The sequence below is a fragment of the Gemmata obscuriglobus genome (genome assembly GCF_008065095.1).
GTDB classification, from domain to species: Bacteria; Planctomycetota; Planctomycetia; order Gemmatales; family Gemmataceae; genus Gemmata; species Gemmata obscuriglobus.
This window is the reverse complement of record NZ_CP042911.1, coordinates 3,301,963-3,315,323: the sequence shown is the minus strand read 5'-3', so window position 1 is coordinate 3,315,323 and position 13,361 is coordinate 3,301,963. Positions and strand designations below refer to the sequence as shown.

11 protein-coding genes are annotated in these 13,361 nt (G+C 66.7%); 7 read left to right on the top strand and 4 right to left on the bottom strand.

Features of this window, described 5'->3' with window-relative positions:
- Positions 1-76 precede the first annotated feature (76 nt).
- Positions 77-1,006 carry a peptidylprolyl isomerase gene (locus GobsT_RS13675; RefSeq protein WP_010048113.1) on the bottom strand — a complete coding sequence of 310 codons (930 nt, stop codon included), beginning with the start codon at positions 1,004-1,006 and terminating at the stop codon, positions 77-79.
- 101 nt (positions 1,007-1,107) lie between these two features.
- On the opposite strand from GobsT_RS13675, the gene GobsT_RS13670 reads away from it, so the two are divergent.
- From GobsT_RS13670 to GobsT_RS13645, 6 genes are all read left to right on the top strand, one after another.
- The gene (locus GobsT_RS13670) at positions 1,108-1,836 is read left to right on the top strand and encodes a 7-carboxy-7-deazaguanine synthase QueE (RefSeq protein ID WP_010048114.1); all 729 of its coding nucleotides are present in this window, start codon (positions 1,108-1,110) and stop codon (positions 1,834-1,836) included.
- A gap of 84 nt (positions 1,837-1,920) precedes the next feature.
- The gene (locus GobsT_RS13665) at positions 1,921-2,442 is read left to right on the top strand and encodes a hypothetical protein (RefSeq protein WP_148087732.1); all 522 of its coding nucleotides are present in this window, start codon (positions 1,921-1,923) and stop codon (positions 2,440-2,442) included.
- Positions 2,443-2,487: 45 nt separating this feature from the next.
- Positions 2,488-3,003 carry a hypothetical protein gene (locus tag GobsT_RS13660; RefSeq protein WP_010048118.1) on the top strand — a complete coding sequence of 172 codons (516 nt, stop codon included), beginning with the start codon at positions 2,488-2,490 and terminating at the stop codon, positions 3,001-3,003.
- Between the two features lie 321 nt (positions 3,004-3,324).
- Positions 3,325-4,698 (top strand): aspartate aminotransferase family protein, encoded by a 1,374-nt coding sequence (locus GobsT_RS13655; protein WP_010050222.1) that lies wholly within the window; start codon positions 3,325-3,327, stop codon positions 4,696-4,698.
- A gap of 191 nt (positions 4,699-4,889) precedes the next feature.
- Complete coding sequence (locus GobsT_RS13650; RefSeq protein WP_010050224.1) at positions 4,890-6,182, top strand: purple acid phosphatase family protein; 1,293 nt, start codon at positions 4,890-4,892, stop codon at positions 6,180-6,182.
- A 78-nt stretch (positions 6,183-6,260) separates the two neighbouring features.
- Complete coding sequence (locus GobsT_RS13645; protein WP_010050226.1) at positions 6,261-7,745, top strand: FAD-binding oxidoreductase; 1,485 nt, start codon at positions 6,261-6,263, stop codon at positions 7,743-7,745.
- Positions 7,746-7,886: 141 nt separating this feature from the next.
- Here the strand turns inward: GobsT_RS13645 and GobsT_RS13640 are convergent, their stop codons facing one another.
- Together GobsT_RS13640 and GobsT_RS13635 are read right to left on the bottom strand one after the other, a co-directional pair.
- Positions 7,887-8,174: a hypothetical protein gene (locus GobsT_RS13640; RefSeq protein ID WP_148087731.1), complete on the bottom strand. Its 288-nt coding sequence runs from the start codon at positions 8,172-8,174 to the stop codon at positions 7,887-7,889.
- A gap of 444 nt (positions 8,175-8,618) precedes the next feature.
- Complete coding sequence (locus GobsT_RS13635; protein WP_010048132.1) at positions 8,619-10,922, bottom strand: beta strand repeat-containing protein; 2,304 nt, start codon at positions 10,920-10,922, stop codon at positions 8,619-8,621.
- A 515-nt stretch (positions 10,923-11,437) separates the two neighbouring features.
- Between GobsT_RS13635 and GobsT_RS13630 the strand changes: the two genes are divergently transcribed.
- On the top strand, positions 11,438-11,689 hold the full coding sequence (locus GobsT_RS13630; protein ID WP_010048135.1) for an acyl carrier protein: 252 nt from the start codon (positions 11,438-11,440) through the stop codon (positions 11,687-11,689).
- A 394-nt stretch (positions 11,690-12,083) separates the two neighbouring features.
- Here GobsT_RS13630 and GobsT_RS13625 read toward each other — a convergent pair whose 3' ends face one another.
- The gene (locus tag GobsT_RS13625; protein WP_010048137.1) at positions 12,084-13,331 is read right to left on the bottom strand and encodes a S1C family serine protease; all 1,248 of its coding nucleotides are present in this window, start codon (positions 13,329-13,331) and stop codon (positions 12,084-12,086) included.
- Between the last annotated feature and the right edge of the window lie 30 nt (positions 13,332-13,361).

Below are 13,361 nucleotides of genomic sequence, written 5' to 3'. Positions count from 1 at the left end.
TGCAGGTACGAAAACGGAAAGTCGTTTGTGTACCTGCTTTTATCTTGAAACCTGGAACTTGGAACGCGGAACGCGGCTAGGGAACAGTGATCTGAATTTGACCCTGTTTGCGGAGCTTGGCGATCAGGTCGGCGCGGAACTCGTCGCTGTAGGTATCGAGCACGTCCGTTGCGGATTTGTCGTACGTCGTCGGGGTCCCGGGTTTGCGCTCGGTCACCTGAATGAGGTGATAGCCGAAATCGGTTTCGACCACCCCGCTCAGTTCGCCGGGCTTCAGCGCGAACGCGGCCTTTGCGAACGCCTCGTCCACGATGCCGCCCTTGCGATAAATGACGCCGATGTCGCCGCCGGCCGGGCCGCTCGGACAGTGGGAGTGCTTCTTCGCCGCGTCCGCGAAATCGAGCTTCCCGCCCGCGATGTCGGCGCGGATCGCTTCGAGCTTCTCCTTTGCGGCGGCGCGCTCCGCGGGCGACGCGCTCTTGCCGGCACGCAGCACCACGTGCCGCACCTTGACCTCCACGCGGTCGAAGTGGTCCTTGTTCGCCGCGAAGTACGCCTTCAGTTGCTCCTCAGTCGCGTTGCTCTTCACGTAACCGGTGAGCTGCATCGCGGTGGTCCACGCCTCCTTCACTTGCGCCTCGGTCTGCCCGGTCTCCCGGTAGAAGTCCGCGAGCGTTTTGCCCTCGGCCTTTAGCTTCTCGCCGAAGGCCTTGAGCTGGGCGTCGATCTCGGCGGGGTCGACCTTCGGCCCGTTCTTTCGCAAGAACTGCCGGAGCAGGACATCGTCCACCATGTCCGCGAGCACCTCGACCCGCATCTGGCGCTTCTGCGCCGCGGTCAGCGGGGTGAGCGGGAGCGTCGTTTTGAGGAGCGCGTCCACCTCGGCGAGCGTGATCTGCTCCCCGTTGACGGTCGCGGCGAGGTTCGGGTTGGCGGCCGGCGGCTGGGCGAGCGCGAACGTGCTGCCGGCGAGCAGTGTGAGCGAGAGCGCGAGCGGGTGGCGCATCGGGTGCCTCCGTGCACGGCGGGCGGTTTTTATGGAATCGCGAGCGTATAGCCCGCTTGCGCCGGGGTCGCAAGGAAATTCCGGGTTGCTAAGATGAGTAGATGAGCGAACCGAAGCGCACTTTACTGGCCGACGTGCCCCCCGAGGCGCGGCACCGCGTGACCCTTCTGCGCGACCTGCCGGCGGGCGAACTGCTGGTCCACGAGATCTACCTGAGCGTGCAGGGCGAGTCGACGTTCGCCGGCCTGCCGTGCGTGTTCGTCCGCACCTCCGTGTGCGACTCCCGGTGCCGGTGGTGCGACACCCCGCACGCGTTCACCCAAGGCACCCGCGTGCCCCGGGCCGAGGTGCTGGGGAAGGTGTTGAGTTTCGGGTGCCCGCTGGTCGAAATCACCGGCGGCGAACCGCTCCTGCAACCCGACGTGCTCCCGCTCATGAGCGAGCTGTGCGCCGCGGGCAAAACGGTGCTACTGGAGACCAGCGGCGCGCACGACGTCAGCGCCGTCGATCCGCGCGTCCACATCATCATGGACGTGAAGTGCCCCGCCAGCGGCGAGAGCCACCGAAACCGGTGGGCGAACTTCGACGCGCTGAAGCCCACCGACCAGATCAAGTTCGTGATCGCGTCCCGCGCCGACTGGGACTGGGCCGTGGGCGTGATCCGCGCGCACAAGCTGGACGAGCGGTTCGCCTGTCTGGTGAGCTGCGTGTTCTCGGACCTGAAGCCCGTGGAACTGGTCGGCTGGCTGCTCGCGTCCGGCCTGCACCGGGTGCGGATGCAGCTCCAGATGCACAAATACATCTGGGAGCCGAACGCGCGGGGCGTGTGAGCGACGGTCGAAATTTTTGCCAACGCCGGCCACGCCCCGGCGTTCGACATGGCGACGCTGCCCTTTCCCGTCAAGGAGCGCCCCATGTCGGTTCCCGCTCGGCCGCCCACGCCCCTTCCCCCTCCCCTACGCGCGAGCTTGATCCACGCCATCGACTGGCGCACGGTGGCCGCGATCGGCCTGCCGCTCTGGGCGTTTATTCTGGGCGCGATCCTGGTCCGGGTGCGCGAAACGCCCGCGCCAGCGCTCGCACTCCTCGCCCCACCACCAGCGCCGACGGCGTCGGCCCCCGAACCGCCGCTGCCGGAACCGACGCCGGTCGCCCCGAGGCCGCGCGAGATCGTGGTCCGCACGCAGTTCACCGCGGTGCCGGTGCTCGTTCCGGTCGCGGTCCCTGCCGAACCCGCGGTCGCGAACGCGCCCGCGCCGGCGGAGTTCCGGCTCCCGGCGAGCGAGTTCCTGCCCGCGGAGCGGTGCCAGACGTTCAACACCAAGGTGAAGTTCCACCCCGGGATGACCGAGGCCGCGGAGGAAGCGCGGAACTCGAAGAAGATGCTGCTGGTGTTGCACATCTCCGGTCACTTTGACGACCCGGGGTTCACGTGAAACAACGCTCAAGCCCTCCGTGAGGGGGCACTGTCCGACGATTCCGTGGGCCGGTTCCTGAGCGACAACTTCGAGGCGACGCACCAGAAGGTCGGGACGTTCCAGGTGGTGAACGGGGTCAAGATCGGCGGGAACGTGGCGTCCTACTTCTGCCTGAGCGATGGTACAGTGATTCACGCGGTGGCCGGGCCACTGGGCGCGAAAGAGTTCTTGCGCGAGGCGCGCTGGGCGGTCGATTTGCGGAAACTGGCCGCGAGCGAGGCCGGCGGCGACCCTATCAAGTATCGATTAGCGTTACGGAAAGGGCACCTGGAGCGACTCGCATCGGAGAACGGGCTGCGGCTCCCGCCGCGAACACTGCCGGTGGTCGCCAGCGGCCCGCCGCCGGTGCCGACCAGCAACGAGATCCGCACCAAAGCCGGCCGCGCGCTGGGGAACCAGGGCCAGGTTCACACGCTGCTCGCGTACTACCCGCTGCCCCAGTTGTCGCAGCTCTACACGATCGTGTTCGAGGACGTGTTGAAAGAGAAGGTGTCCACGCTCCCGGTGGACGCGCGGTGACAGCAGAGCCGGTGAGCGGACGGTATTACTTGTGCAGTTGTGTTCTTGAGTGCGGCCCGCTCGCTCCGCAAGCGGTGCTTGGGGCCTCAGATTCGCAGCCCGCGGCACGGTCCGAATGATTTCACAACCGCTCGCGGAGCGAGCGGGCCACACTCAAGAACAGAACACAGCCAGAGTACACCGCAAACGCTGCAACCAGGACGTGAACCCCGGCTCACCCTTCCGTCGTGATCGAACGAAGGCACTTCCTACAACGAACAGTACGCGATTTATTGGGTTCTCAGGGGCTCACGCCCCCGCTCGCATTTTCGGAGTTCGTTCATGTCCGCGACCGCCACACGCTCGCTCGTCGACCGGTACGCCGCCGAGTTCGCGGGCTCCAAACAGCGGTTCGAGACCGCGAAGGGCGTGTTCCCGACCGGCGTGACCCACGACGCCCGGATGATGGACCCGTTCCCGGTGTACGTCGCGCGGGCGAAGGGCGCTCACAAGTGGGACGTGGACGGGCACGAACTCGTCGATTACTTCGTCGGCCACGGGTCGCACCTGCTCGGCCACTGCCCCGACGACGTCGTGCTGGCGGTCCAGGAGCAGATGAACCGCGGCACGCACCCGGGGGCGTGCCACGAGGCGGAGATCGAGTGGGGGCAACTCGTCCGCAAGCTGATCCCGAGCGCCGAGCGGGTGCGGTTCACCGGCAGCGGCACCGAAGCCACGATGATGGCGCTGCGGCTGTCGCGGTTGTACACCGGGCGCGGCAAGTTCCTGAAGTTCCAGGGGCACTTCCACGGGTGGCACGACTACGTCACCGTGTCGGCCGACTACCCCTACGACACGGCCAGCGTTCCCGGCGTGCCCGCGGACGTGGCCGCGCACTGCGTGGCGGTCCCGCCCAACGACCTGAACCGCGTCGAGGCGGCGCTGAAAGCCGATTCCGACATCGGCGCCGTGATCCTCGAACCGACCGGCGGGCACTGGGGTGCGGTGCCGATCCGCGGCGAGTTCCTGAAGGGGCTGCGCGAACTCTGCACCCGCCACGACCGGCTGCTGATCTTCGACGAGGTGATTACCGGCTTCCGCGTTTCGCCGGGCGGCGCGCAGGCGTTCTACGGCGTCACGCCGGACCTGACCGCGATGGCCAAGATCCTGGCCGGCGGGTTGCCCGGCGGGTGCGTCGGCGGCCGCGCGGACGTGCTGGCGTTCATCGAGCCGCGCCCGGGCAAGCCGAAGATGAAGCACCCCGGAACGTACAACGCCAACCCGCTCTCGGCCGCCGCCGGGGTCGCGACCCTGACGCGCGTCGCGACGGGCGAGCCGTGCGACCGCGCGAACCGCGCCGCCGCCCGGCTGCGCAACAAGCTGAACGAACTGTTCGCGGCCCGGGATTGGTCGTGGGTCGCTTATGGCGACTTTAGCATGGTCCGTGTGGCGTCCGGTTACCGCGGCGAGCGGCCCGGCACCGCCGCGGGCGTCAACGACGGGTTCGTGCCGTTCGGGGGCGACGTGAACGCGCTCGACGGCCCGAAGAACATGAAGCAGTATTACGCCCTTCGGCAGGCGATGCTCCTCCACGGGGTCGATTGGTGGGGGTTCGCCGGGATGACCAGCGCCGAGCACACCGACGCGGTCATCGATCACACCGTGACCGCGTTCGAGGCGAGCCTGGAAGCGCTCGCGGCCGAAGGGCTAGCGTAAGGGAAGCGAGAACGCGTGACCCGTACCTGCGGGTTACGCTCTTTGCTCCGATTCCTCGTTCGTCCTGTGCATGTGCGTTTCGCGAAAGCCCTGTAAAAGATCCCCTTTCCCTCTCGCTTTCGGGTGCAGGTCCGTGCAGCATAAAAATGCTGCCCCGTAAACCGCTCCCGCCTACCACCCGAAGCGATCCCATGACTATCAGCCGCCGCGCGTTCCTACGCACCACGGCCGGCGGGCTGGCAACCGCGTTCGTCACCGGTTCCGGCTCCCCACAAGACACTAAGCCCGAGGCCGCGCCGCCGCCGCGCCTGTCGGTGGAAGCCGCACCCACGAACCTTCTGCCACAAGACACGCTGTTCCTCACCTGGCAGCGCGACCCGACGACCACCATCACCGCCCAGTGGATCGGGCCGGAAAAGGCGGACGCCACCGTGCGCGTGATCCCGCCCACCGGCGACGAGTGGAAGACCGCGAAGGTCGAATTCAGGCCGTGGCCCAAAACGGACCTGAAGGTTCACCGGGCGGAGGTGACCGGCCTCGCACCGGGGACCGAGTACCTCCTCCAGATCGGCAAGGGGCCGGAGCTGTTCCGCTTCCGCACCATGCCGGCGAAGGCCACGGACACGTTCCAGTGGGTGTCGGGCGGCGACTGCGGCACGAACGCGCACGCGATCGCCAACAACATCCTCGCGGCCAAGCAGGAACCGCACTTCGCGCTGATCAGCGGCGACCTGGGGTACGACAACGGCACGTCCGCCAAGACCGCGCTGGCGTTCGTTCAGAACTACGCCAGGCACATGGTGGACCCGAAGGGGAGGCTCATCCCGCTCGTCACGTGCCTGGGCAACCACGAGGTGCGCGGCGGGTACAACGGGAAGCGCGGCGACGCCACGTTCTACCTGCCGCTGTTCGACGGGCTGTACAAGGACACGACCTACGCCGCGCTCGACTTCGGCGATTACCTGAGCCTCGTGCTGCTCGACACGGGGCACGTGGCGAAAATCGCCGGGGAGCAGACGGACTGGCTCGAAGGCGTGCTGAAGGAGCGCGAGGACCGGCCGCACCTGTTCGTGACGAACCACGTGCCGGCGTACCCGTCCTACCGCGTCCCCGAAGGCGGCCCGGTGAGCGGCAAGCCCGGAACCGGGGAGGCGAACCGGCAGCACTGGTGCCCGCTGTTCGAGCGGCACGGCGTGGACGTCGTACTCGAGCACCACGACCACACGTTCAAGCGCACCCACCCGCTGAAGGGCGGGTTGCGGGACAAGTACGGCGTGCCGTACCTGGGGGACGGCTCGTGGGGCCAGCTTCGCGCCCCGATCGCAGCGGAGAAGCGGCCATACCTGGCGGCCGTAGCCAAGGCGTACCACATGACCGTTCACCGGCTCGAAGGCGAGGCGCGGTACCACGTCGCGCTGGAGGAGTCGGGCCGGGTGGCGGACGTCTACGGCACACACGGTAAACGCCCCGCGAAGCGGGGGTGAGCGTACCGCGCTGAGGTTGCCGCGCCACAGGCGCGGTAACCGTTTCCGCTTCCGGCCACCGGCTGCTAAACTACCGGCATGAACACGTTCCCCTCTCCCACCCCGCCCGCGCCCAACCCGGCCGACCGCGCGCGTCTGGTCGCGCGGATGCGGGCCATCGTCGGCGCGGACAACGTCCTCACCGCCACCGCCGACATGGCGGCTTACGAGTGCGACGGGTTCACCATCGCGAAAACGAAGCCCAACGTGGTCGTGTTCCCGACCACGACCGAACACATCGTCGGGATCGTGCAGGCGTGCAACGAGTTGGGCAGCCCGTTCCTCGCGCGCGGGGCGGGTACGAGCCTCGCGGGCGGGTGCGTGCTCGTGGGCGGCGGCGTGATGATCGCCCTCGCCCGCATGAAGCGCATCCTGGAGATCAACGCCCGCGACCGCTACGCCGTGGTCGAGCCCGGCGTGGTGAACGTGTGGCTGACGAACGCACTGAAGCCCTTCGGGCTGCACTACGCCCCGGACCCGAGCAGCCAGGGCGCCTGCACCATCGGCGGGAACGTCGCCACCAACTCCGGCGGCCCGCACACGCTCAAGTACGGCGTCACCGTCAACCACATCCTCGGCGTGGAACTGGTGCTGCCGGACGGGCGCGTCGTCACCTGCGGCGGCCCGACGGAAGACACCCCCGGGTACGATCTGGTCGGCACGATCGTCGGCAGCGAAGGCACGTTCGGCATCGTCTCCAAGGTGTGGGTGCGTCTGACCAAGAACCCCGAAGCGTACCGCACCCTTCTGGGCGTCTTCGAGACGATCGACGACGCCACCAGCACCATCAGCGATATCATCGGCGCAGGGATCGTGCCCGCGGCCCTCGAACTGCTCGACAAAACGATGCTGTCGGCGGTGGAGGCGGCGTTCAAGTTCGGGTTCCCGCTCGACGCCGAAGCGGTGGTAATCATGGAAGTGGACGGGCTCGCCGCCGGACTCCAGGACGAGGCCGACCGGATCGAAGGGATCGCCACGAAGAACCGCGCTCGCGAGGTCCGCAAGGCCAACACCGAGCCCGAGCGGATGGCGCTCTGGAAGGCCCGCAAACAGGCGTTCGGCACCATCGGGCGCCTGGGGTTCCCGAGCTACTGCACCCAGGACGGCGTGGTCCCGCGGACGAAGCTCCCTGACATCATGCGGCACATCCAGGCGACCGCGAAGAAGTACAACCTCGGCATCTGCAACGTGTTCCACGCCGGCGACGGGAACATTCACCCGATCCTGATGTTCGACGAGCGCGACCCGGCCCAGGTGAAGGCGGTTCTGGACGCCAGCCACGACATCCTCTCGGAGTGCGTCGCCCTAGGCGGCAGCGTGACCGGCGAGCACGGGATCGGGGTCGAGAAGATCGACTTCATGCCGCTCATGTTCACCGCCGACGACCTGAACTACATGGTCCGGCTCCGGACCGCGTTCAACCCGGACGGGCGGTGCAGCCCGGGGAAGATGCTGCCCACCGCGGGCGGGTGCGCCGAGCCGAGCGTGGTCGCGACCAAACCCGCCCGCCGTGCCGCAGTGTAAGGGTTAGCCGCGTTCAGCAATCTGTGCCCCAGTGTGACCCGTTCGCGGAGCGAGCGGTACTTCGGGCATCAAACCCGCTGGACAAGACACACCTTGAACGGGCCCCGACCACCTGCGACGCGAGCTTATCAGCGCTCCATGCTACCGCTTAGCGGCGATGGGCATATCGACGCGGTGTGACAACGTCCAAGAATTAAAACTGTTGTCAATGAAGCCAGAGAACGCATTTTCTGGAATAGGCTTCTTGGCCTCGTCCAGGCCAACGGACACATCAGTACGCCGCTCGGCGAACGGTTCTGCCGGGGCATTCCGAAAACGCTGCGCGTCCGCCTGGGTGTCAATACCCAGCACGGCACTTCGATGCAGCCCGCACGCGCCCGGTAGGAGGGCAAGAAGGGCAAGCGCCACCCATCTAGGCCGGTCGTTCATCTCGTCACTCTTATTAGGAAGGGCGTGACGATAACTGTCAAGTGTTTGGTGTCAAGACCGGACTGTCCCCGTCCACTTGTTTGGGTGCATCCAGATTTTCTGGGGGTACGGCAGTTTCTCCGAAGGGTTTGCGCTGTCGGTTGTTTGAGCCGCCGGACGGTGAAGGCAGCTTTCCCGCTGCTTGAGCTGTACTTCGCCTGGCGAATGGCCTCTGCTACTGGACGGATGACCCCCAAGAGAAGTTAGCTACACCCCACTTGTTTACAGGCTCTGACAGAACCTCAAAACCGCCTGCGGAACGGTCTGAATCCGGGCTCTGCCAGAGCCGATCAGTAACAACTGCATGAAGTCGAACGGTTCTCCGAGGTGCGCCCGCGGGCGCACCTCGGAGAACCGAATCGCTCGTCATAAGGGAAATGCACGGGCCTTCCGAAACCCAGCCGGTCAGGATGTAACCGCCGTTGTGTTACCGGTTGCGGTGTTCCCGGCTCCGTCCGTGGCCTCGGCCACCACGACGTAGCTGCCTGCAACCGGCACCGTGACCGACCACGTCGCGAACGCGTCCGCCGTCTCCGCCGTGATCCAGACCTCGGTCGCGCTGTCGAACGCCGTGCGGCTCGCGTTCAAGTACGCCTGTGCAACCGAATCGTAAATGGTCACCGCCACGCCCGTGACGCCGGCCAGGGTGTCGCCCGCGGTACCAGTTACGGCCCCGGCAACGGTGGGCACCGTGTCCACCGCGACCGTCGGCACTGTCAGGTCCACCACCACCCCGTCGGTGAGCGAGGCCGTGCCCACATTGCCAGCCACATCAGTCGCGGTCACCGAGGCGGTGTATGCCCCCTCAACCAGCGCGGTCGTGATCGCAACCGTCCAGGTATTGCCGCTCACCGTCGCCGGGTACGTCTGGCCGTCCACCGTCACCTGAACCGTGGCCGTCGAATCGCTCACCGTACCCGTCAGCGTCGGCGTCGTGCTGTTCGTGATGAGGGCGTTGATCGTAACCGTTGGGACGGTCAGATCCACTACCAACCCACCGGTCAGCGACGCGGCCCCCACGTTGCCGGCCGCGTCCATCGCGGTCACCGAGATCGTGTAAGTCCCCTCGATCAGTGCGGTCGGAACCGACACGCTCCAGGTGGTGCCGCTTACCGTCGCCGTGTACGCCTGACCGTCCACCGTCACTTGAACCGCTGCTGTAGAATCGTCCACTGTACCCGTCAGCGTCGGGGTCGCGCTGTTCGTGGTCAGCGCGTTCGCCGTTACGGTCGGGGTGGTCAAATCGATCACTAACCCGTCCGCTGGCGAGGCCGTAGCCACGTTCCCGTTCGTGTCGGTGGCAGTAGCGGAAACGGTGTACGTTCCCTCGACCAGCGCGGTCGTCACCGCCACCGACCACGTTGTCCCGCTCACCGTCGCCGTGTACGTCTGGCCGTCTACCGTCACCTGAACCGTCGCCGTCGCGTCGCTCACCGTACCCGTAATCGTCGGCGTCGTGCTGTTGGTCGCCAGCGTATCAACCGTGACCGTCAGCCCCGCCAGACTCACTACCAGTCCGTCGGTCAGCGACGTGCCGCCCACGTTCCCGGCCGCGTCCGTTGCGGAGACCGAGATCGTGAACGTCCCGTCCGTCAGCGGGTTCGTGAGCGTGACACTCCATGTGGTGCTGCTCACCGTCGCCTTATACGTCTGGCCGTTAACGGTCACGCTCACGGTCGCGTTCGGGTCGTCCACCGTGCCGGTTAGCGTCGGCGTCGCGCTGCTGCTGGTCAGCGAATTGACCGTCACAGCCGGGGCGACCGAGTCGAACGTCACCGCGACCGTGTTGGAGGCCGTGTTCGCGTTACCAGCCGCATCCTGGGCGGCGCCGGCCGCGACCGACACGGACACCGCGCCCTGGCCGGACGGGACCACCGAGAACGTGTACGTGCGCGCGTTCACGGCTCCGAACGCCGTCACGGTGCCGTTCGAGACCGTAAGACCGGCGGCCGTGAATCCGGTCACGTCCTCGTCGAACGTGACGGTGAACGGGACCGCGGCGGTTGAGGTGACCGACGCGGAGAACGTGGAGACGGTCGCGGTCGGTGCAACGGTGTCCGCGGCCGCCGCCGTCGGCGGAACGGTTGCGGTCGGCGAACCCGGCACGAACCCGCCGACCACGCTGGGCCGGCCGAGCGCGGACCCCGGCGCGTCGAAGTAGTCGGTACCGGACGGGTTCACCAGGGCGAACGCGGGCGCCGAAACGCCGGAGACCAGCACCTGGTCGTCCCCGTCACCAGTGTTCAGCGAAACGCCGTTGCGGAACCCGGACGCGTGCAACACGAACACGTCGTTCCCCGCACCACCGGTCAGAACGCTCCCGCCCTTGTGCCCCGCGTCTGAGATCCCCAGGACGTCGTTCCCGACGCCCATATCCACGTTCAGCCCGCCGCCGGAGCGGGTGCCGGTGACCAGCAGGGTGTCGTCCCCGCCGCCCATGTTGATGTGGTACCCCTGTTTCACCCCACCGATGTAAACGGAGCTCTGCCCGTTGATCGTGGTGGCACCGTCCAGCGAGCGGATAACGACCGCGTTCTCGCCGGCGCCGGCAATCCAGATCTGGTCCGTGTCGTTGGTTCCGGTGACGTAGAGCACCTTGTCGAACACGTACGCCGTCACGTTCCCCGCCGGGGTCGTGCGGTCCTCCAGCCCTTCGACGGCGGGAACGAACTGGGGCGCCCTGTGTGAGAAAGACCGAGCCGAACTCATGGAGCGTACACCTGGGTGAAAGATGGACGGGTGGTGGGCGGGGCACGGACATAAACCGCACGCCGCGTCGGGCGAGACCCGCGCGGGCGCGGTTTTAATCATTCAGTGAACCGGCACGAGTTGCCTGTTACGCAGCACATAACAACCAGCACCAACGCGCACACACATGACCACATTTCAACATCACCAAACGCGACCATGCGCCCTGCCCCTGATCAATTGCGGCAATCATACCCCTCTCCAACCTCGCAATTAAACAAATAATAGTAAATTAATTCACTAAATTATACACACGCAGCCGCGCAAACTATGAACACCGTGCCGCGCCACTCGCATGCGCCGGTCAAGACTTGCACAGATCGCTGCGCAAATTGCGCAGCCGCTTCTTACGCGACCGGGCCGGGTGCACAAGTCGTTGTGAGGCCGCGATTGCCAGACCGTTCTGGTTCGCGATAAGCTGGACCCGCCCCTGTCACGGACAGGGGGGCAGCGCGTTGGCTCTTATAAGGGAACCCATGTTGCCGGCTGTGATATGCCTGATCGCCTGTGTTGTGCTAATGGTGGTTGTGAGCGCACGGCGCGCGAGGGCCGCGTTTGAGCGGCGGTTCCCGCCGATCTCGGACGGCGAATTTGTGATGCGATGTTCGCCGAACGTGGACCCGAAAATCGCGCTCAAAGTACGGCAGATAGTGGCGGAGCACTTTGCCGTGGAGTACGAGCGGGTTCACCCCTCAACCGGCTTCGTCACAGATCTCGGCGCCGATTAGCACCCGTGACAAAACGGATGGATGGGGAGGCTCGGTTCCGGTCCACACGCGCAGCTTGGGCAGAAAGGGATTTTCTGACAGGATTAACAGGATCAACGAGATAAAGGCAACCCCATTTGGGGTCCTGTTCATCCTGTCGATCCTGTCAACATCTTTTCTGGTCAGTGCTCGCGCCGACGAAGGGATGCGGCACGCGCGTGACCGGCTCGGGCACCTCTCAGTATGGACGTGTTGTGACCGCTGGCAGGCATCCTCCGGTGGACCGGCGCGGTGGCGGTTTTGACCACGTTGCGACTCGTCCCGCGTCCGCCAAAAGTGGCCGAACTCAGCGCCACCGGGAACGAACTCATCTCACGCCGGGCGCTCCGAGTCCGGCACCCGGCGGCGCAGCCGGTCACACCCCGCCCACCGTCACCGTTAGCTCCATCTCCTTCGTCGGGAAGCGAACGATCTTCACCTTCGCCTCGCCCCCGACCGGCAACCCGCGGACCACCCGCTCGTAATCCTCCACGTTGTCGATCGGCTCGCCGTTGATCGCCACGATGAGGTCGCCGGCCTGGGTCACCACCCCGCGCGGGCTGTACGCGCACCCTTTCAGCCCCGCGGCGTCGGCCGGCCCGTTCAGCACGACGCGATCGATCATCACCCCGTGGTCGTACCGGGCGCGGCGCAACTGCCGCTCGTCGTACAACTTCACCCCCAGGTCCGGACGCAGCGACCGACCGCTCTGGATCAGCTCGGTGACCACCCGGTTCACCGTGTCCACCGGGATCGCGAAGCCGATCCCCACGTTGCCCCCGTTGGGCGTCGCGATCGAGGTGTTGACCCCGATCAGCCGGCCGGTCTTGTCGAGCAGCGGGCCGCCGGAGTTCCCGGGGTTGATGGCCGCGTCGGTCTGAATCGCCTTCGGGATCTTCACCCCGCTCGGCGCCTCGATGATCCGGTTCAGCGAGCTGATGATCCCCGTCGTCATGCTGAGGCTCAGCCCGAACGGGTTCCCGATCGCGTACACCGTGCGGCCGACTTTCAGGTCGTCCGAGGTGCCCACCTGGATCGGCTTCAGCTTCTCCTTGGGTGCGGAAATCTGGAGCACCGCGAGGTCGTTGTCCGGCGCCACCCCGATCAGCGCCGCGGTGTACGCGGTGCGGTCCGCCAGCACCACCCGCAGTTCGGTGCCCTGGCGCTTGCGCACCTCCGCGACCACGTGGTAGTTGGTGACCACGCGGCCGGACTCGTCCCACACGAACCCGGACCCGCCGCTGGTCTGAAGTTCGCTAGGGGCCTCGTCCCAGCGGCCCTGCTTCACCATCACCACGTCCACGTTCACGACCGAGGGGCGGACCTTCTCGAAGACGGTTTCTCGCTGCGCCTCCTCGGCGTCCGGGGCGGCGGCCGGGGTGGTCGTGCGGAGCTGCGCGTTCGGGTCGAGCCCGCCACGCTCCGCGCGAAACCGGCTCACCAGGTAGGTGCCGGCCGTGATCCCGAGCCCGCCCAGCGCCACGCCGAGCAGCAGGAACGCGGCGTACCACAGTATCGGACGGGCCGGCGGCCCGTCGGGCGGATACCGGTCGGGGAACCTGGGCCGGGTCGGTCGGTCGTTGTGGGGGCCGCGGTCGCGGCCGTCGTCGTCGTCGTCGCGCATGGGTTGCGCACCTCTGTTTAGGGCCGTACC

What these genes read in the sequence shown, in the direction of transcription:
- GobsT_RS13675 (WP_010048113.1), bottom strand. Translation starts at nt 1,006, where the DNA reads ATGCGCCACCCGCTCGCGCTCTCGCTCACACTGCTCGCCGGCAGCACG.
- GobsT_RS13670 (WP_010048114.1), top strand. Translation starts at nt 1,108, where the DNA reads ATGAGCGAACCGAAGCGCACTTTACTGGCCGACGTGCCCCCCGAGGCG.
- GobsT_RS13665 (WP_148087732.1), top strand. Translation starts at nt 1,921, where the DNA reads ATGTCGGTTCCCGCTCGGCCGCCCACGCCCCTTCCCCCTCCCCTACGC.
- GobsT_RS13655 (WP_010050222.1), top strand. Translation starts at nt 3,325, where the DNA reads ATGTCCGCGACCGCCACACGCTCGCTCGTCGACCGGTACGCCGCCGAG.
- GobsT_RS13650 (WP_010050224.1), top strand. Translation starts at nt 4,890, where the DNA reads ATGACTATCAGCCGCCGCGCGTTCCTACGCACCACGGCCGGCGGGCTG.
- GobsT_RS13645 (WP_010050226.1), top strand. Translation starts at nt 6,261, where the DNA reads ATGAACACGTTCCCCTCTCCCACCCCGCCCGCGCCCAACCCGGCCGAC.
- GobsT_RS13640 (WP_148087731.1), bottom strand. Translation starts at nt 8,174, where the DNA reads ATGAACGACCGGCCTAGATGGGTGGCGCTTGCCCTTCTTGCCCTCCTA.
- GobsT_RS13635 (WP_010048132.1), bottom strand. Translation starts at nt 10,922, where the DNA reads ATGAGTTCGGCTCGGTCTTTCTCACACAGGGCGCCCCAGTTCGTTCCC.
- GobsT_RS13630 (WP_010048135.1), top strand. Translation starts at nt 11,438, where the DNA reads ATGTTGCCGGCTGTGATATGCCTGATCGCCTGTGTTGTGCTAATGGTG.
- GobsT_RS13625 (WP_010048137.1), bottom strand. Translation starts at nt 13,331, where the DNA reads ATGCGCGACGACGACGACGACGGCCGCGACCGCGGCCCCCACAACGAC.